Raw genomic sequence first — 16,076 nt, 5'->3', positions numbered from 1 at the left:
CCCCAATTGAAAAGGCTTCAGCCACTCCAACCGAACCTACCGGCGCCAGCCGGTAGTCGTTCAGTTTCGCCGCTGTTATGTTGGAGTTTTCGGTAAATTTCTCCGTTCGTCATCAACGCTTTATGGCACATCCCGCTGTTATTCGGGAACAGCGGGATAACAGCGGGATAACAGCGGGGGAACAGCGAGGATAACAGCGGCGGAACAGCGGAGGAACAGCGGGGACCAGCGAAGGAACAGCGGGCCTGGGGGAATGGCGGCCCGCCCATTGAATAAAACGGTCATGTCAAAGAGCAGGGTGGAACCGGGACAGCATCCCGCCCGCTCGCGCTCTTTCCACACTCTCCCCCGGGGTTGAATCGAACCGATCCATTCCCGATCGCTGAATCAGGTTTCACGCACGCCGGCTGTCGACTAGCTTCCGCGGATGGAAACACCCTCGCAACGTGTCGGTCTGGGCGGCGACGGGGATGAAATCGCCGCGATCCTGGAAGTGGAAAAGGCGTTCGGCGTTCGCCTGGACTACACGAACGCCCATGAGTGGAGCACGGTGGGAGATGTCTATACCGCACTGATGAGGGCGCTCCCACCCGGCGCGGCGGATCAGCCGGGCGTCTGGGACCGCTTTGCGGCAGCGCTTTGCCGGGAAACCGGCCTCTCTCCGTCCGACATCAGTCCCGAGAGCGAATTGCTGGCGGAATCCGGTTTGTGGGTTCATGTCGCGCACGCCTCGGCCGCGACCTGGATCGTTGTCGCGATTGTCGCTGTCGTCGGTATCGGCTGGCTGCTGCTGTGAAGTGCCGGGTGGCCGCGAACAGGTCCGCCCAGGCCAGGGCCGCTGAGCGGGAAGGGAATGGTGGACAGGGCCGTCGCTAATCCGCTGCGGCGAAATGCGCCATCTGGTCGGCACGGGCCTTCAAGAAGGACGGTCGCGACGTGGCGCGAGCGACATAGGCGCGGCAATGGTCATAGGTCGCCAGGCCCTCGAACCGGTCGACCAGGCGCAGCACGTCGGCCATGAGGATATCGGCAATCGAAAAGGCCCCGGCGAGCCATTCGCGCCCTGCCAGCACCTCTTCCATATGCTTGAGCCGCGCCTCGAGAAAGCCATCGAAGAAGGCGCGCATCGGCGTCTCGTCCGTGTCGCCGGAAAATTTGAAGAAGGACCAGGGCTGGCTCGCCGCTTCGACTGACGCGAGCGCTGCGAAAAGCCATTGCTTCACGTCGCTGCGGCCGCGCGGATCGGCAGGCATTAGCTTGCCGCTCAGCTCGCCGAGATGAAGCAGGATGGCGCCAGTTTCGAAGATCGACAGGTCGCCATCAGTCAACCACGGCACCTGACCGAAGGGCTGGTGCGCAAAATGCCCGGCTGAGCGATGATGGAAGGGCACTGACTCCACACGATAGGGCAGGCCGGCCTCTTCCAGCGCCCAACGCACCCTTATGTCACGCACATGGCCGCGCGGCATGTCCGGCACCCAATCGAAGGTGGTAAGAACAAGGTTTGCCAACCGCCATCTCCTCTCGACCGCGCTGTTACATGGCAGCTTTCGGAACCGCCAGCGAGGAAAGCGGACGACTGACTCCGGGCGGTAGCCGCCGGCGGCCCGAGAGGCTTCCGGGCTGAGGGCGAGGCGACGGCGCAAAGTCTTAATCTTGCCCGGATATCTCCTTTCTGCCGAATCCAGCGGGGGACGGAAGACCGTGCAACGACCACCATCGATTTCCCTGTTCGCGATGCTTTTCGGCTTCTCGGTCATCATGTCGCTGCTGCTCGCCCTTTATGCCGCGCGGACGACCGATTTCGGCTTCAGGCTCGCGCCGGAGGCGGCGCACACGCTTGCCCTGCGGATCACGGCGATCCGGCTGCTCGGGATCGGCTTTGCCGTGTCGCTGATGCTGCTCGTCGTCTTCGGAAAATCGCGCGCCGCGCGTAGTGCGCTCGGCCTGCGCTGGGTGCTCGGGCTGGTGACGAGCGTCGCCTTCCTGCGCGGCATCGGCGTGGTCGTGCCGGTCGGCGGGAGCGGCATGGCCGCGATCGCGCTGTCGATCGTCCAGCTGAGCGCCGAGGGTTTCGCCATCCTGCTGCTCTACGGCGAGGATGCCGCGGCGTGGTTCGAGCGTCGCTTTGGTTACTGACGTGCCGAGGGGGCACCGTGGCTCTGGCGGTGCGCGCTGGCATCGGGACAGCGAGAAGGGGTGGATGGCGGCCCGCCGCTTCCTGCGACCGGAAGGGTCAGCCCGCCATCCGAGGGCGCTATTTCAGCGGCAGGAACAATTCCACCACCACGTCATGGACCGGTGCGTTCGGGAAGAAGGTGAGATACCGCCGGCAATAGATCGGGAAATCGCGTGCTTCCTCGCCGCTGGCCGGAAGCCATTCCCGATACAGATAGAGCGCGGCGGGCTCCAGATTATGCGTGTCGTGGACGACGCGCAGCACCGCGCAGCGTCCGCCCGGGATCATGCCGGCCTTCATACCTTGCTCGTTCGGGCCGATCGGCTGGTCGGTCCCGACGCACAGATCCATGCTGTACTCGGCGGGGACCGCGGGAATCCGCTCGGAGCGGAAGATGTTGAAGGTAGGGCTTGTCTCGGGCGACAGGCCGGCGGCCTTGCGCCAGGCAATGAACCGCTCGATGGTCGCGCCGAGCGTCGCCCGGTCGCCGCGATGCTCCAGGATCGCCACCGGTGTCGGCGGCTCGTCGCGGATCGTCACGTCGTCCGGGGTGTAGGTTATCTGCATGAGCTTGCTCCTCGCCGTGTTGAGAGGCCCGAAGGCCGCAAGCCACGGCGCCCAGTCGGGCGACTTCCGGAACGACGACGGGGATTGCCCGAACCGTTGCCGAAAGGCGCGGGCGAAGGCGTCCGGTGCGTCATAGCCGGCGTCCATCGCTATTTCCGTGACGCTCTCGGCGCCGTTCGTGGCCAGCCGGTGCGACGCGCGCTTCAGCCGGGCAAGCTGGACATAGCGGTGCAGCGACAAACCGAAGGTCGCCATGAACTGCCGGTGAAAATGAAATTTCGAGAAGGCGGCGACCCGGCTGACCGTGTCCAGGTCCAGATCGCCGTCGAGATGCTGGTCGATATGGTCCAGCACCCGCTGCATCCGGGCATGATAGTGTCGAAGCGCCGCCTTCATCGTCAATTCCTCCGTGGCGGCGCTAGGTAGCCGGGCAGGGGCGCCGCGCGCTCGACCGATCTTGCGGTTTGGGGTGGGTTGGCGGATGTTCTCGTTGGGGGCCGCTGGCGGGAAACCGGTCGTTCAGTACCAATTGCCTTTCGGGCACCGTGGACCCGTGCCCCAGGTGGAGGCTGAGCCCTTCAGGCGCCGATCGACCTGCCTGCAGGTCCGCACGCTCGCGGCAAAGCGTCGAAAGCGCCCGAGGTCAGCGCTCAGGCGGCGGCGCGTCGTCACCAGCGTCAGGATCAACTCAGCGGGGCCGTAGGTGGAATAGGTCGCCCGGCTCCAGAGCACCACGCGATGTCGATGAGGGGACCGGCAAAGGGCACGGGCCCTGCCAAGCAGCATGATGGCGCCGGCTCGGTTGCATGCGGGCGGGGTGGATGGAGAGGCGTCATCCTGGCTCAGGTCCAGGCCGTAATAGACCTCGATCCTTGGAGCGTCGGGTTCGAACCCCCGGCTCGACGAGGGATAACCGACACCCCGGCAAAAGCGGGGCGGCTCGAGGAAGATCACGGTGCCGTGATCCGACCCGGACCAATCGGCCGGAATCGGGCAGTAAGTGGTGCGGACGGGGGCGATGAAGGTAATCGCATAGTTCACGCTGGCAAAAGCGCCGATCGCAGGCTCGGGACGCAATATCGGCGGCTGCGTGGGCGAGGCGATCAGGGCGGCGATGGCGACTATCAGCATGAGGGGCATTGGCACATCAAACCGGGGCGAAATCAATGTCTGCTTGCGGGTCGGCTGCCGCGGGGCGGCTTTTCTTCCTTCAGCAGGCCGGGTTCCTTGCGGCTCCCACCTTCGCACGCGTATTTTGTCACCAGCCGAACACCGCGGATGCTGCGCCTCGGTGTGAGCAGCGCGCGTAGCGGAACGGCTCGCCCTGGTGGAATGATGCCTCAGGCGACGTTGATCTGCCACGACACGCCGAAGCGGTCAGTGACCCAGGAGAACAGCGTACTGAAGCCGTAGCTGCCGACCGGCATCAGTTCCGATCCGCCCTGCTTCAACGCGTCGCTGAGCGCGCGCAGCTCCTGTTCCGACCGGCATTCGACGAACAGCGACATGGATGGCGTGAAGGTGAAGGCATGGCGCACGGGGCTGTCGTTGAGCAGGATCGTCTGGCCGGCGATGGTAAGGCGGGTCAAGGGTAACAAGCCGGGAGGGGCGCCGGGCTCATCATGCTTGCCGACCGGCTCGACCTTCGCGTCGGGGAAGACCGAGCGGTAGAAATCGAGCGCCGCGGACCCCTCACCCTGGAACATGAGAAAGGGAAGGACTGATTTCGGCATGGAGGAATCTCCTTCACGCCGGGATTATCGGCTTGAGCCCATGGTCGCAATCGGCTCGGCCATCGAGGGGCTGTATTTCCTGCCGACAGCCGTCCGGCCGCCTTCGGGGGCGACGTTCGCTGGCGGCGGCCGACCGGTGGCTTGCCTTTTCCTCCCGAAACGGAGTGCGTTAGAGATTTCTTGAGCTCCGGAAAGCTACGCCCTGAGACCGGGAGCGCGCCATGATGATGTTGATGCTGTCTTTGCTGGTTGCCGGCGCTGCGCCGATCGACAATCCGGAATGCCCTCAGGCCAGCGCCTGTGATTTCGGCAACAGCGCCATGCGCTCCCTCAGAAGGGCCGATGCTGATCTGAAAGGAGCGGAGGGCCAGCTGCTCGGCACCCTTCACGACAAGAGGGTCGTCGACGACCTGGATCTGGAAGTCGAGACGGTCATGGCGATCGAGGAGCTCGTCAGGACCTGGCGGCCCGGCATGGAAGCGGAATGCGGCGTGTTCGGCGCGGTCACTGGTGGCGCGTCGCCCTGGAAATCGGCATGGAAGGTGGCGTGCGAGGCTGACAAGGCCCGGGATCGGGCGAGGGTGCTGCTGTCGGTTACCGCCTGCCTGAGGAAGCGTCGGTCCGATGAGAGCGACCCGTCGGCATGTCTATACCCCCTGACACCATCGCTGCCGGCGACATATTATCAAGGTGCGGACTGACGCGCAGGTTTGACGGATGACGGTCCATGCTAGTCGGTGCAGCCGTAGCGCTCCGCCAATTTTCCGTTCTCCACCCTTGCGTAGCAGCCGAATGTGTTGGTCCCGGCTTCGCATCGCCCCGCGACCGGCGTGCCGATGGCGACAATATTCGCGTGCTCGGGCGCGTCGCTCAAGCATTCGCCTCGACAATCGGCCTTGCCGCTGCATGCCTTGCCCGCGTCAGCATAAGGTAGTTGGCAGACGGGTGGACCAAAGGGTGCCCGGCTCTGGTGACCGCCGCGTTCGAGACAAACGCGCGCCTCATCCTCGGCCAGCGTCGGTGGACGGTGCAGCGTGCAGCCGCTCAGCAGCGCAACACCGGTCATGAGAGACAGCTTCAGGTGAACGGCGCGGCTCATTGTTCCAGCATGGGCCGTTGCTTGCACGTCGGCAATGAGGGGCGCGCAAAGCGGCTTGATCTCATCAACCGAACGTCGCGTCGAAAAAAGATGCCCGAGCGACGGCTGCCGTCCAGCGGCTCCAGCGGGCGCCAGCCTCAGGCGCCAGTCGAGCTGCGGCCTTAGCTCTTTGCCATCCAGGCAATACCCACGCCCGCGAGGCCAATGAACACGCCCATGGCAATGCCGAGCACATAGTCGGGAACATGAAGAAGCAGCATCGGCGGCACCAGCACGGCCGGCATGATCGCCGGAAGCATGACGATCGGCAGGAACCGGGCTTTCGCGTTCTTCCGCATGGCATCACTCTCGCTACGCAGCCTGAGCATCTCACGACCCAAGGCGGCGAGCAAGGTCTGCCCGTGCGCGATGTAAAACGCTATCTTTGACAGAATTATCGGGCGGCGCGGCTGGGGTTGCTGACCGTGTGCCGTGCGTCCAAGGGGCCGGCTTTTTGGAGAGACTCGCCGTCGACGCCGGCGGGCGGCTTCGGCGGACATCCCGGTTGCGGACCGTTAATGATCCGTCCTGCCCTCCAATTGCGTCGAAGCCTGAGAAACGACGATCGTTTCCCAACCGTCATAATCGACCCCGGCCTGCTCGGCCGCACCGACGATGATGGGTGTCAGCGTTTGGAACGCCGGCACGTCGACCGGCATTTCACGCGAAAGGACGACGCCGGTCGGACCGCTAAGCCAATGGTCAACCGAAAAACCATGGGCGTTGAGATTGGCAGTAAGCGCGCCGAGCGATCTCCGTTGCCCGTAAAACCAGAAGTCCGTCTTTCTCGATGCGTGCCCGTCGTCACCGCTCTTCTGCAGACCAGCAATAACCTCCCGGTCGCCGTTCACCTGGCTTTCGAGGGGCGTTGGCGTAGCGAGGTTGATCAATGCCTGGCGGTCGTCCACTTCCGACGCATCGCAGGAAAAGCCCTGCACCTGGGCCGTCTGGAGAACCGGCGCCAGATCGAGTGGCTCACGGTGCACAAAGAACATGCGGCGCTGGCCTTGACCCGTTACGCTGGCGACACGGAGCGCCCCCGCCGCCAGTAGCGCCGGCGCCTCATCGAGCTTGTCTTCGATGGAGTAGAGGCGCTCCGTACCCTGTGGCATCCCCTGGTCATTCACGTTCGTGGGATCGGTCCGGCAAATCACGACGGTGGCTCGTCCGTTAAGCAGCAGTGCCCGAACCCCGGCGTTTCCCGTCCTGGCAACGATTACCAGCGGCTTGCCGTCGGACGCTGCACGTTCGTAGACCATCCAATGGTCGCTATTTGCGGGGGCCGCCTTGTCCGCTTGAGCACCGACAGGTTGCGAAACAGAAAAGCCCAATAACAAGGAGGCGATCTTCTTTATCACGTTCGTCCCCTATGTTTTCGCAACCGGCCCGGCGTTTCGTAGAGGGCTGCGGAATGTTTATCAACGACCGCCCCCGGGGACGACTGCCGCCGGTCTGCCCGCATCGCGCCAACGCGCGACAGCCGTCGGTGCCCGATGCGGGACCGGTGAACGCTGAATCGACATTTGCGCGCGCAAGGCGCAGCTTTCGCCTGAGCAGGCGTTGCCTGCTCTCACGCTGAACGGAAAGAGGGAAGAGTCATGGCCAAATCGCCGAGCAAGCCCGCCGCCAAGCCATCGGCGAAAACCGGTACAGTGGCGAAACCGAAGGCCGCTGCCGCGCCGAAACCTGCAAAAAAGCCCGCCGTTGCGAAGGCGGATGCCGAACTGACAGCGACGAAAGCCGCGCTCAAGCCCGTCAAGACCGCCACGCCCAAGGTCAAGAGCGCGGGCTCCAAAAAAGCGACGGCAAAGTCGGTATTGAAGGAAACCTCCGAGCGAATCTCGCAGCTCGCCGCGGACATTCTTGCCGACCGCATCGTGCCGACGATCGACCAGATCAAGGCGATCGCGGCGTCGGCGCTCGGTCAGAAGGAGGCGAAGGGAAAGAAGGCGAAGCGCAAGAAGAAATAGGCACGCCACGCCGCAGGCCGCCTATATTCGGCGTGACGAGCTCGCCGCCACTTCCTCCTGCTTCCCTGGCAAAGGGGAGAGAAGGAAGCGCGGCGAGCATGTCGTTACGGGATATCCGGGGAGCGATCCCCACCCGTCCGGCCATGACCCTGGGACTCAATCGGGCCCGACGCCGTCACCTGAACAACCCGAGATCCACCCCCATCGCCATCGCGCGATAGCCGTCATCGCCCGGGTGGAGCTTGTCGCCGCTGTCATAGGCGGGCGCCATTCTGAGCGGATCGGCCTTGTCGCCCGTGATGCGATCGAAATCGATCACCCCGTCGAAATGGCCGGGCGCGCGGATCCAGGTGTTGACGGCGCTGCGCACGGCGTTGCCGGCGTCCGAATAATAGCCCGCGCCCTTATAGGGCAGGATGGTCGCGCCGATCACCTTGATGCCGCGGTCATGCGCCCGCGCGATGATCTGGCGGTACGCGCCGATCAGCTCCTCGGGGGTGGGGAGGGGCACCTTGCGCGCGGTCGGGTTGCCGATGTCGTTGACGCCTTCGAGGATCACGACATAGCGAACGCCGGGAACCGACAGCACGTCGCGGTCGAGCCGCGCCAGCGCAGCGGGGCCGGCGCCGGTGGCGAGCAGTCGATTGCCCGAAAGCCCCGCATTGGCGACCGCGAACCCGGCCTTGCCGCCGGCGCGCAGCCGCTCGGCGAGGAAGTCGGGCCAGCGATGGTTGCTGTCGTTGGAGGAAGCCGCGCCGTCAGTGATCGAATCGCCGAGCGTGACGATCGTCGCGGTGGCCGGGCCGCCGGCGACGTCGATGCCGCTCAGCAGGAAGCGGCTGGTGCGGGTCAGCGCGCCGGGGAGCGCCGCTGCGGCGCTCTGGTCGCCCGGCGCGATCCGGGTGGTCGAGACGCCGAGGCTGTGCGCGGTGAGGCGCGATGCGTCGCCGGGCAGGAACACGCTGACCACGACCCGGGCGAGTGGTGGTGCCCTGAAGGCGACCGGATCGCTGAGCAGCGGCGCGCCGGCCGGGATGACGGGCGCCGGATTGTCGCCAAAGGTCACGACATGGTCGCTGCCGGGCACGACCTCGCCGTCCGGGCCGGCCAGCGCGACATGGACCGCGCCGACCGTCAGCGGCTCGCTCGACAGCTCGTTGGACAGGTTCAGCCGGATCGCCGTGCCGCCGGCCGAGAGGCGCGCCGTCATGCGGAAGGTGAGGCCGGTGGCCGATACCGGCTGATCGGGAGCGGCGGGTGCCGCGACCAGGTCGGACGGCACTGCCTCCCAGCTTCGTGTCCAGACCTGGCGGGCCGGGGGCGCTGCCTGGGCGGCCAGCGGCGCCAGCGCGGCGAGGCAGGCGGCGAGCCGGACGGCGGGCGTCACGGCGCGGAATGGGGTCATCAGGCTTCCTCCCGGTTTTTCTCGGCCGTTGCGATAGCGCGGCGATGACGGCGTGTCATCGGTTCGCGGCGTTCCGGGAGGGCGGGGCCGGGCGGGCCGGGCCGGCAACGGGCACGGCTGCCGATCCGCCTTTTCGGCCAAAGGGGGGCTATCCTCGTTAGAGGATAGGGGTTCAGGGGGGGTAGAATATATATCATTGGGGGGAGCGTCACTGCCGTCACCGGCGTCACGCGTTACGCCTGGTGACGCGTCGCGCCGCGCCGCGCGCCGGGCCCGGTAGCGCGCCTGGCGCTTCGCCCCGGCCGAGCGGCGATCGGCGGCGCCATCGAGCCTGGCGACGGCGTCGACCAGCGCATCGCCGCTCACGCCGGCGGCGATCAGGAGTTCGACGGTGGTTGCGATGATGCCCAAGCGAATCTCTCCAAATGTTTCCTTTTTGTTCTCTTGCGCGAAATCCAACTTGTCCAGAGGGTCGGGGGATTTCAGCGCACCTGCCGATTTCCGGCGCTCTCATTCGTCATCACCAATGGCACCAGAGCCAGTGGATCAAGCAAGGAGACGGACGCAATGACCTGCACCATCACCGCCTTTGAACGCTCGCCCGACGGCGGCAAGGGGCTGGCGCGCGATACCAGGGTGCGCTGGGCGCTCGAGGAAGCCGGCCAGCCTTACCAGGTTCGCCTGGTTTCCTTCGCCGGGATGAAGGAGCCGGCGCATCTCGCTCTCCATCCCTTCGGCCAGATTCCCACCTATGAGGAAGGCGATCTCGCGCTGTTCGAGACCGGCGCGATCGTCTTCCACATCGCTGAGCGGCATGCGGGCCTGCTGCCCGAAGAGGCGAACGCCCGGGCGCGCGCCATCGCCTGGATGTTCGCCGCGCTCAACACGGTGGAGCCGCCAATCCTCGATCTCGTCACCGTCAGGATCATCGAGGGCGACAAGCCCTGGAGCCGGGAGCGCCTGCCGCTGGTCGTCGACCGCATCCGCGCGCGGCTCGACCAGCTGTCCGCGCGGCTCGGCGATGCCGACTGGCTCGACGGCGCGTTCAGCGCGGGCGACCTGCTGATGGTGTCGGTGCTGCTCCGGTTGAGAATGTCGGGCATCCTGGACGACTATCCGACCCTGGCCGCCTATGTCGCGCGCGGCGAGGCCCGGCCGGCCTATGCCCGCGCCTTCGCGGCGCAACTGGCGGTGAACGCCCCGGTGACCGGCTGAGACCCGGCTGAGAGGGGGCATTCGGGTGACGTTCGTCACCGAAAGGCGAGACCTTAGCGCGACGCGTGGCGGCGATGTGCCGCGGCGCGTGGCTTCACGAATCGCAGGGCATATTGATCGGTCAGTCCCTGAACCTTCTTGTCGAAGATCGGGAGGCTGTGATCGTCGCCTGGACGATGCAGGAAAGTCCCCTCGGCCTCGAGCCTGAAGCCGGCCGCGGTCACCTCCCTTATCACCTGCGTCTTCTCGATGCGGTGCAACCTGACGATCCCGGCGAGATCGGTTCCGGCCGGGGCTTCATGGTCGAGCACGAAAAAGATGCCGCCCGGCTTCAGCGATGCGAACACGCCGCGATTGAAGGCTGCCGTGTCGACGACGCCATATTCGGCGATCTTGAGGTCATGATAATTCTGCGTCACCCAGGCAAGATCGAGCGGTTTCGGAAACCGGACCGTACCGAAGGCGGCTGCCTCCATCGAAACATTGGCATGGTTGCCGTCGGCAGCGAGCGCCTGGTCGGCCTTGAACGAACTCCGCCAGACCGAATTCTCGATCCCATAGACATGGCCCTTCGGCCCGACGACATCGCTCAGCAGCCGGGTGAAATAGCCGCCGCCGGGATAGAATTCTCCGACGACCATCCCCGGCTTCACGCCGGCAAACAACAAGGTTTCGGCCGGCTTCCGGTTGGCGTCGCTGCTCCTGTCGGCTGCCGGACGGGTCGGGTCGGCTATTGCGGCCGCAATCCGTGCCGGAACACCGGCGGATTCGGCGACGACCCCGCCGATCGGGGCGAGCGCGGCGCACAGTGCGACCGCCATCAATACTCTGCGCATTCGATACCTCCCGACTGGAACCGGCCTTCCTGGCGATCATAAGCGAAAATGCCCGCACCATGAAGAGACACGGCCGCCAGAGTCTCGCCCGGCGCCAGCGGCAAAAATTCGACTTTCCCGGGAGGAGAGTAATCACAGGCCGATCGCCGTCTCCTCGTTCCTCGCCGGTTCATCTCGCCCGCGGCAGGGAGCGGCGATGCGCACCTCGAGCCATATCCTCAACGCAGCGACCAACCTGCTCGGCATCTCGCTGCTGATCATCGCCGGGCTGCATATCGCCAATGCCTCGGGCAAGACGCTTGCCGACGAGATCGCCTGGGGCGGGGTGGTGTGTTTCGCGGCGAGCTGCCTCTTCTCCTATCTGTCGCTGCGCGGCGACGATCCGCACGACCGGTTCGAGCGGCTGGCCGACAAGATCTTCCTCCTCGGCACCGCGACATTGCTGCTCGCGGTGCTGGTGCTGGCAGTGTTCGATCTTTGATGGATTGAGGGGGCTCGTGTAGGATCAGCGGATGGATCGTACCCCGCCGCCCGTATCGCTCGCGTCCGCGCTGGCGCTGCCGCGCACGCCCGGGCGATCGGCCGAGATCTTCGTTGATGGCGATCTCGAAGTCCGCTTCGCCGCGCGGCCGACTGACGGGCCGCAGGTGCCGCATCTCCGCGACGAGATTTATTTCGTCGCGTCGGGCAGCGGCCATTACCGGGTCGAGGACAAGGTGACGGCGGTCGGGGCGGGGGACGTGCTGTTCTGCGCAGCGCACACCCCGCACGGCTTCGAGGGTATCTCCGGGGATTTCTCGGTGTGGGTGCTGTTCTACGGCGCGGAGAAATAACGGCGCACTGATCAGAAGCGCATCCGGGCGAAGCGGACGAGCTGGGCGATGCCGACGGCGACGACGGGGAAGGCGAAGATCAGCGGGGGGACGGGTGCGTTGCGGGTCTCGAACAGGGCGGCGACCGCGAAGAACGCGGTAAAGCCGCCCGAGATGATCGCCCATTGCAGCAGCAGCCCTTGCGCCACCTGACCCCTGGAGACCGGTTCGAAAGCGTCGCCGCGCCGTGCCCTCGCCGGCGAATGGGCTGACAGGCTTTGCCAGGTGCCAGCGTCGAGGGTGAGGCTGCCGATCTCGGGATGCCCGAAGCCGAGTCGGGCCATGGGCACGAAGAAGAAGGTTTTCGGTTCGGCGGTGATGTCTTCCCACGGCACCAGGAACGGCCGCTGGAACAGGCCGAACGCGCGCCAGATCCCGATCCGCAGCCCCGAAGGGCAGGCGCCGAGCGTCAGGACGCCGTTCATCCCGACGCGCTTGCCCATCATCCCCGACTGACTGCGCAGGGTGAGCAGCGCTGTCTCGTCCTTGTCCGGGTAGCGGTTCTGCAGGGCGAACCAGCCGGAGAACAGGCCGAGCATCGCCGTCATCGCCAGCCACAGGGCGATGAACAAGAGCGGGAAGATCGCGAGAAGGATGGTGCCGGTCTCGTTGTCCATGCGCATTTCGCCCGCCTTCGCCCGAGACGCCATCACCATCCCTGGCGAACGATCCCGTCCCGCCAGCTACCGAACTCAGGCCGCATCGGCTATCCTGATCTCGAGCGTCAGGCCTGCGGCGGTCGCCACGTTGACGAGCGCATCGAGCGAGAATTTGCCGAGCTTGCCGCGCAACAGATCGTTGAGCCGGGGCCGGGTGATGCCGAGGCGTGCCGCAGCTGCCTCCTGCGACATTTTCCACGACCGGATGCGGGTCTGCAACGCCACCAGCAACTCGGCACGCGCCTTCATGTTGGCCGCTTCGGCAGGCGTATCCGCCAGGGCATCGAACACATTGTCGAAGGTTTGAACGTCCATCATCTAGCCCTCATATTCCCGCAGCCGGCGTGCGGCGAGGTCAATATCCTTCTGCGGCGTTTGCTGCATCTTCTTCCGGAAGGCGTGCAGCACCAACACCCGATCGGGCAGCGTCGCCAGATATAGTATCCGGAACGCGCCCGACGCCTCACGAATCCGGATTTCCCGGACGCCGGCCCCGACGGTTTTCATCGGCTTCCAATCGTCCGGATCATGCCCGAGCTGAACTTTGTTCAGCTGATATCCCGCCTCGGATCGTGCATTGTCGGGAAAGTCCCGCAGCTGCGCGAGGCTGTCGCCAAGGAACGATATCGGCTTCACGGGGCGTGTGTATCAAAATCGATACATCAAGGCAAGGGCGCAGGGGAAAGGATTGTCGGCCACCATCATCTTGACAGCTGCCCCCGAACGCGGCTTTTAAACCTCATGGGGTTTGCGATCTCCCCATGAGGCGACAGGCTGAAGTATCGCGTCCCTTCAAGCCTGAGGACGCCTTATGCCCGCGATCAACGCAATCTCAGCCGACAAGCTCGTCCGCCTGATCGGCACGCCCGGATGCCCCGCGATCATCGACCTGCGCAGCGATGCCGAGCGCGCTGCCGACCCCCGCTCGATACCCGGCGCGCGCCGGCGTTCCTTCGCCGGGATGGCTGAATGGGCGCCCGGATTTGCCGGGCGCAGCGTGGTTCTTGTCTGCCGGGACGGCGATGCGCCAAGCCATGGCGCCGCGGCGTGGTTGCGGCAGGCGGGGGCCGACGCCGAACTGCTCGAGGGCGGCTTCAGGACTTGGGCTGCAGCGGGCCTGCCGCTGATCGACGAAGACGCCGTGCCGCCGCGCGACGCGGACGGGCGGACGCTCTGGGTCACCCGGGCGCGGCCGAAGGTCGACCGGATCGCGTGCCCCTGGCTGATCAGGCGCTTCATCGATCCCGACGCGCTGTTCCTGTTCGTCGCAGCACCCGAGGTTGCCGGGGTCGCCGAGCGAATGGGGGCGACGCCGTTCGATGTGGAGGGCGCGGGGGTGCGCTGGAGCCATCGCGGCGACCTGTGCACCTTTGATGCGATGCTCGAAGACTTCGGGCTTGGCGGCCTGGAGGGGCTGGCGCGGCTCGCGCCGATCGTGCGGGGGGCCGACACCGGCCATCCCGAGCTCGCCCCCGAGGCGGCGGGGCTGCTCGCCGTGTCGCTCGGCCTGTCGCGGATGTTCGCTGACGATCTCGCCCAGCTCGAGGCGGGGATGGCGGTCTATGACGCGCTGTATCGCTGGTGCCGCGACGCGACCGACGAGACGCACAACTGGGTTTCGCACGGCCCGGCAAGGGCGAAGCGCAAATGAGCGTCGCCGGCAGCGCCGCCGCTACGCCCCGCGCCCGGCCGTCCGCGGTGACGCTCGGCGAGGCCTTCTGGGTCTGGCTCAGGATCGCCGGGCTCTCGTTCGGCGGGCCGGCGGGGCAGATCGCGGTGATGCACCGCATCCTGGTCGACGAGAAACGCTGGATCGGCGAGCACCGGTTCCTCCACGCGCTCAATTACTGCATGCTGCTGCCCGGCCCCGAGGCGCAGCAGCTCGCGACCTATATCGGCTGGCTGATGCACCGCACCCGGGGCGGGATCGTGGCGGGCGGGCTGTTCGTGCTGCCCGGCCTGGTCTCGATCATGGCGCTGAGCTGGGTCTACGCGCTGTATGGCAGAGTGGGCATCGTCTCGGCCCTGTTCTTCGGGCTGAAGGCGGCGGTGCTGGCGATCGTGCTTCAGGCGGTGGTGCGGATCGGCGCCCGCGCGCTCAGGAACCGGGCGATGCTCGGCATCGCGGCGGCGGCATTCGTGCTGATCTTCTTCGCCGGCGTGCCCTTTCCGCTGATCGTGCTTGGGGCCGGGCTGATCGGCTGGATCGGCGGGCGAAGCGGGTTGGTGGCGTTCAGGGTCGGCGGCGGGCATTCGGCCGCCAGCGGCGCGATCGTCGAGGATGCGGAGAGCCTGCTCGGCGCTGAATTGCCGGCGCATGCCCGGGTTTCAGTGCGCCAGTCGCTCCGGGTCGCGTCGGTGTGGCTGCTGCTGTGGCTGGCGCCGGTGGCGGTGCTGCTTGCCTGGCTTGGGCCGGCGAGCGTGTTCAGCCAGATCGCGACCTTCTTCTCGACCATGGCGGTGGTGACATTCGGCGGCGCCTATGCCGTGCTCGCCTATGTCGCGCAGGAGGCGGTGCAATCCTATCACTGGCTGAAACCGGGCGAGATGCTCGACGGGCTCGGCATGGCCGAAACGACGCCGGGGCCGCTGATCATGGTGCTTCAGTTCGTCGGCTTCATGGGCGCGTACCGGTCGCCGGGCACGCTGCCGCCGCTGCTGGCGGGGACGCTCGGCGGGCTGCTCGCGACCTGGGTGACCTTCGTGCCGTGCTTTCTGTGGATCTTCCTCGGCGCGCCCTTTGTCGAGCGGCTGCGCGGCAATGCCGCGGTGGCGGGGGCCCTGTCAGCGATCACCGCGGCCGTGGTCGGGGTGATCCTCAACCTCGCCATCTGGTTTGCGATCCACACCCTGTTCAGGCAGGTGACGATGTGGCGGCTCGGGCCGGTCAGGGTCGATGCGCCGGTGTTTGCGAGTATCGACTGGTGGGCGTTGCTGCTATCGGCCGCGGCGGCGGTGGCGGTGCTGCGTTTCAAGGCGGGGACGCTGGCGACGCTCGCGACGACATCCGCGGCCGGGGTGGCATTGTATCTGGCTGGGGTGACGGGGTGAGGACTGGAATCGGGCTGCCGCGCAATCCTCCACCGTCATGCCGGACCCTTCGACCAGGCTCAGGACAGGCTTGTTCCGGCATCCACCCGTCCGCAAGAGCCGCGCCTGCCGGATTCGATGCCGGGTGGACCCCGGCGCGGCTGCCGTCCGCGTTATGCCTCTTCGACAAGTTGGACCTCGATCGAAAACCGAGCTTGAGCGATTGCGCGAAGAAATGGCGAGAGAGGGGCTCCGTCCTCTCGCGCGTCGGTTAGGAATTGATGCGTCCAATTTACGAAGAAAGCTGGCAAGTCGGGCCTAGCCCATTTTGGCGGTCGAGCCCCAGAAGCCCCCGGAGCAAGAGGCATCGATGCCGACGCTTGACTGGTTTGAAAAAAAGGGCGTCGTTCGCCATCGGGAGGCGCCGCGTTGCGATGTCATGCTTTCAGCGGTCAATTCCGATGCGAGGTAT

At 66.0% G+C, this 16,076-nt stretch carries 21 protein-coding genes; 9 read left to right on the top strand and 12 right to left on the bottom strand.

The window, feature by feature from the left end; genetic code table 11:
- The first annotated feature begins 427 nt into the window (after positions 1-427).
- Entirely contained in the window at positions 428-796 is a 369-nt protein-coding gene (locus tag ABD050_RS26720) for a hypothetical protein (protein ID WP_343892612.1), read from the top strand.
- A 76-nt stretch (positions 797-872) separates the two neighbouring features.
- On the opposite strand, the gene ABD050_RS26715 is transcribed toward ABD050_RS26720, so the two are convergent.
- Positions 873-1,511, bottom strand: coding sequence for a glutathione S-transferase family protein (locus ABD050_RS26715; protein WP_343892611.1), 639 nt, complete (start codon positions 1,509-1,511; stop codon positions 873-875).
- A 193-nt stretch (positions 1,512-1,704) separates the two neighbouring features.
- On the opposite strand from ABD050_RS26715, the gene ABD050_RS26710 reads away from it, so the two are divergent.
- Complete coding sequence (locus tag ABD050_RS26710) at positions 1,705-2,139, top strand: hypothetical protein (protein ID WP_343892610.1); 435 nt, start codon at positions 1,705-1,707, stop codon at positions 2,137-2,139.
- A 118-nt stretch (positions 2,140-2,257) separates the two neighbouring features.
- Here ABD050_RS26710 and ABD050_RS26705 read toward each other — a convergent pair whose 3' ends face one another.
- The 3 genes from ABD050_RS26705 to ABD050_RS26695 all read right to left on the bottom strand — a co-directional run bounded on the left by ABD050_RS26705 (position 2,258) and on the right by ABD050_RS26695 (position 4,479).
- Positions 2,258-3,142, bottom strand: coding sequence for an AraC family transcriptional regulator (locus ABD050_RS26705; protein WP_343892609.1), 885 nt, complete (start codon positions 3,140-3,142; stop codon positions 2,258-2,260).
- 123 nt (positions 3,143-3,265) lie between these two features.
- Positions 3,266-3,877, bottom strand: coding sequence for a hypothetical protein (locus ABD050_RS26700; RefSeq protein ID WP_343892608.1), 612 nt, complete (start codon positions 3,875-3,877; stop codon positions 3,266-3,268).
- 209 nt (positions 3,878-4,086) lie between these two features.
- Positions 4,087-4,479: a VOC family protein gene (locus ABD050_RS26695; RefSeq protein WP_343892607.1), complete on the bottom strand. Its 393-nt coding sequence runs from the start codon at positions 4,477-4,479 to the stop codon at positions 4,087-4,089.
- A gap of 221 nt (positions 4,480-4,700) precedes the next feature.
- Here ABD050_RS26695 and ABD050_RS26690 point away from each other — a divergent pair, with 221 nt between their 5' ends.
- On the top strand, positions 4,701-5,180 hold the full coding sequence (locus ABD050_RS26690) for a hypothetical protein (protein WP_343892606.1): 480 nt from the start codon (positions 4,701-4,703) through the stop codon (positions 5,178-5,180).
- Between the two features lie 29 nt (positions 5,181-5,209).
- Here ABD050_RS26690 and ABD050_RS26685 read toward each other — a convergent pair whose 3' ends face one another.
- The 3 genes from ABD050_RS26685 to ABD050_RS26675 form a co-directional block, all read right to left on the bottom strand.
- Positions 5,210-5,578, bottom strand: coding sequence for a hypothetical protein (locus ABD050_RS26685; protein ID WP_343892605.1), 369 nt, complete (start codon positions 5,576-5,578; stop codon positions 5,210-5,212).
- A 161-nt stretch (positions 5,579-5,739) separates the two neighbouring features.
- A complete protein-coding gene (locus tag ABD050_RS26680) occupies positions 5,740-5,970 on the bottom strand; it encodes a hypothetical protein (protein ID WP_343892604.1) in 231 nt (76 codons plus the stop codon).
- A 162-nt stretch (positions 5,971-6,132) separates the two neighbouring features.
- On the bottom strand, positions 6,133-6,975 hold the full coding sequence (locus ABD050_RS26675; protein ID WP_343892602.1) for a DUF695 domain-containing protein: 843 nt from the start codon (positions 6,973-6,975) through the stop codon (positions 6,133-6,135).
- Between the two features lie 240 nt (positions 6,976-7,215).
- Here ABD050_RS26675 and ABD050_RS26670 point away from each other — a divergent pair, with 240 nt between their 5' ends.
- Positions 7,216-7,587 carry a hypothetical protein gene (locus ABD050_RS26670; RefSeq protein ID WP_343892601.1) on the top strand — a complete coding sequence of 124 codons (372 nt, stop codon included), beginning with the start codon at positions 7,216-7,218 and terminating at the stop codon, positions 7,585-7,587.
- A 175-nt stretch (positions 7,588-7,762) separates the two neighbouring features.
- Here the strand turns inward: ABD050_RS26670 and ABD050_RS26665 are convergent, their stop codons facing one another.
- Positions 7,763-8,992: an SGNH/GDSL hydrolase family protein gene (locus ABD050_RS26665; protein WP_343892600.1), complete on the bottom strand. Its 1,230-nt coding sequence runs from the start codon at positions 8,990-8,992 to the stop codon at positions 7,763-7,765.
- A 567-nt stretch (positions 8,993-9,559) separates the two neighbouring features.
- On the opposite strand from ABD050_RS26665, the gene ABD050_RS26660 reads away from it, so the two are divergent.
- On the top strand, positions 9,560-10,207 hold the full coding sequence (locus ABD050_RS26660; protein WP_343892599.1) for a glutathione S-transferase family protein: 648 nt from the start codon (positions 9,560-9,562) through the stop codon (positions 10,205-10,207).
- Positions 10,208-10,260: 53 nt separating this feature from the next.
- Here ABD050_RS26660 and ABD050_RS26655 read toward each other — a convergent pair whose 3' ends face one another.
- Positions 10,261-11,043: a class I SAM-dependent methyltransferase gene (locus ABD050_RS26655; RefSeq protein WP_343892597.1), complete on the bottom strand. Its 783-nt coding sequence runs from the start codon at positions 11,041-11,043 to the stop codon at positions 10,261-10,263.
- Between the two features lie 196 nt (positions 11,044-11,239).
- Between ABD050_RS26655 and ABD050_RS26650 the strand changes: the two genes are divergently transcribed.
- Positions 11,240-11,524 (top strand): hypothetical protein, encoded by a 285-nt coding sequence (locus tag ABD050_RS26650; RefSeq protein ID WP_343892595.1) that lies wholly within the window; start codon positions 11,240-11,242, stop codon positions 11,522-11,524.
- A 31-nt stretch (positions 11,525-11,555) separates the two neighbouring features.
- Positions 11,556-11,876, top strand: a complete 321-nt coding sequence (locus ABD050_RS26645; RefSeq protein ID WP_343892594.1) for a cupin domain-containing protein — start codon at positions 11,556-11,558, stop codon at positions 11,874-11,876.
- An 11-nt stretch (positions 11,877-11,887) separates the two neighbouring features.
- Here the strand turns inward: ABD050_RS26645 and ABD050_RS26640 are convergent, their stop codons facing one another.
- From ABD050_RS26640 to ABD050_RS26630, 3 genes are all read right to left on the bottom strand, one after another.
- Positions 11,888-12,538, bottom strand: a complete 651-nt coding sequence (locus ABD050_RS26640; protein WP_343892593.1) for a hypothetical protein — start codon at positions 12,536-12,538, stop codon at positions 11,888-11,890.
- Between the two features lie 69 nt (positions 12,539-12,607).
- Positions 12,608-12,892: a helix-turn-helix domain-containing protein gene (locus ABD050_RS26635; RefSeq protein ID WP_343892592.1), complete on the bottom strand. Its 285-nt coding sequence runs from the start codon at positions 12,890-12,892 to the stop codon at positions 12,608-12,610.
- On the bottom strand, positions 12,893-13,210 hold the full coding sequence (locus tag ABD050_RS26630) for a type II toxin-antitoxin system RelE/ParE family toxin (protein ID WP_343892591.1): 318 nt from the start codon (positions 13,208-13,210) through the stop codon (positions 12,893-12,895). It lies immediately after the preceding gene.
- Positions 13,211-13,385: 175 nt separating this feature from the next.
- On the opposite strand from ABD050_RS26630, the gene ABD050_RS26625 reads away from it, so the two are divergent.
- Both ABD050_RS26625 and chrA read left to right on the top strand, forming a co-directional pair.
- Entirely contained in the window at positions 13,386-14,225 is an 840-nt protein-coding gene (locus ABD050_RS26625) for a chromate resistance protein ChrB domain-containing protein (protein WP_343892590.1), read from the top strand.
- On the top strand, positions 14,222-15,625 hold the full coding sequence (gene chrA, locus ABD050_RS26620; protein ID WP_343892589.1) for a chromate efflux transporter: 1,404 nt from the start codon (positions 14,222-14,224) through the stop codon (positions 15,623-15,625). Before ABD050_RS26625 ends, chrA begins: the two co-directional genes overlap by 4 nt.
- The last annotated feature ends 451 nt before the right edge of the window (positions 15,626-16,076 follow it).

This window comes from Sphingomonas oligophenolica (assembly GCF_039522915.1).
Taxonomy (GTDB): domain Bacteria; phylum Pseudomonadota; class Alphaproteobacteria; order Sphingomonadales; family Sphingomonadaceae; genus Sphingomonas; species Sphingomonas oligophenolica.
The sequence above is the reverse complement of the archived record's forward strand: the minus strand, read 5'-3'. Positions and strand labels throughout refer to the sequence as shown.

What these genes read in the sequence shown, in the direction of transcription:
- ABD050_RS26720 (WP_343892612.1), top strand. Translation starts at nt 428, where the DNA reads ATGGAAACACCCTCGCAACGTGTCGGTCTGGGCGGCGACGGGGATGAA.
- ABD050_RS26705 (WP_343892609.1), bottom strand. Translation starts at nt 3,142, where the DNA reads ATGAAGGCGGCGCTTCGACACTATCATGCCCGGATGCAGCGGGTGCTG.
- ABD050_RS26700 (WP_343892608.1), bottom strand. Translation starts at nt 3,877, where the DNA reads ATGCTGATAGTCGCCATCGCCGCCCTGATCGCCTCGCCCACGCAGCCG.
- ABD050_RS26695 (WP_343892607.1), bottom strand. Translation starts at nt 4,479, where the DNA reads ATGCCGAAATCAGTCCTTCCCTTTCTCATGTTCCAGGGTGAGGGGTCC.
- ABD050_RS26690 (WP_343892606.1), top strand. Translation starts at nt 4,701, where the DNA reads ATGATGATGTTGATGCTGTCTTTGCTGGTTGCCGGCGCTGCGCCGATC.
- ABD050_RS26685 (WP_343892605.1), bottom strand. Translation starts at nt 5,578, where the DNA reads ATGAGCCGCGCCGTTCACCTGAAGCTGTCTCTCATGACCGGTGTTGCG.
- ABD050_RS26670 (WP_343892601.1), top strand. Translation starts at nt 7,216, where the DNA reads ATGGCCAAATCGCCGAGCAAGCCCGCCGCCAAGCCATCGGCGAAAACC.
- ABD050_RS26665 (WP_343892600.1), bottom strand. Translation starts at nt 8,992, where the DNA reads ATGACCCCATTCCGCGCCGTGACGCCCGCCGTCCGGCTCGCCGCCTGC.
- ABD050_RS26660 (WP_343892599.1), top strand. Translation starts at nt 9,560, where the DNA reads ATGACCTGCACCATCACCGCCTTTGAACGCTCGCCCGACGGCGGCAAG.
- ABD050_RS26655 (WP_343892597.1), bottom strand. Translation starts at nt 11,043, where the DNA reads ATGCGCAGAGTATTGATGGCGGTCGCACTGTGCGCCGCGCTCGCCCCG.
- ABD050_RS26650 (WP_343892595.1), top strand. Translation starts at nt 11,240, where the DNA reads ATGCGCACCTCGAGCCATATCCTCAACGCAGCGACCAACCTGCTCGGC.
- ABD050_RS26645 (WP_343892594.1), top strand. Translation starts at nt 11,556, where the DNA reads ATGGATCGTACCCCGCCGCCCGTATCGCTCGCGTCCGCGCTGGCGCTG.
- ABD050_RS26640 (WP_343892593.1), bottom strand. Translation starts at nt 12,538, where the DNA reads ATGCGCATGGACAACGAGACCGGCACCATCCTTCTCGCGATCTTCCCG.
- ABD050_RS26635 (WP_343892592.1), bottom strand. Translation starts at nt 12,892, where the DNA reads ATGATGGACGTTCAAACCTTCGACAATGTGTTCGATGCCCTGGCGGAT.
- ABD050_RS26625 (WP_343892590.1), top strand. Translation starts at nt 13,386, where the DNA reads ATGCCCGCGATCAACGCAATCTCAGCCGACAAGCTCGTCCGCCTGATC.
- chrA (WP_343892589.1), top strand. Translation starts at nt 14,222, where the DNA reads ATGAGCGTCGCCGGCAGCGCCGCCGCTACGCCCCGCGCCCGGCCGTCC.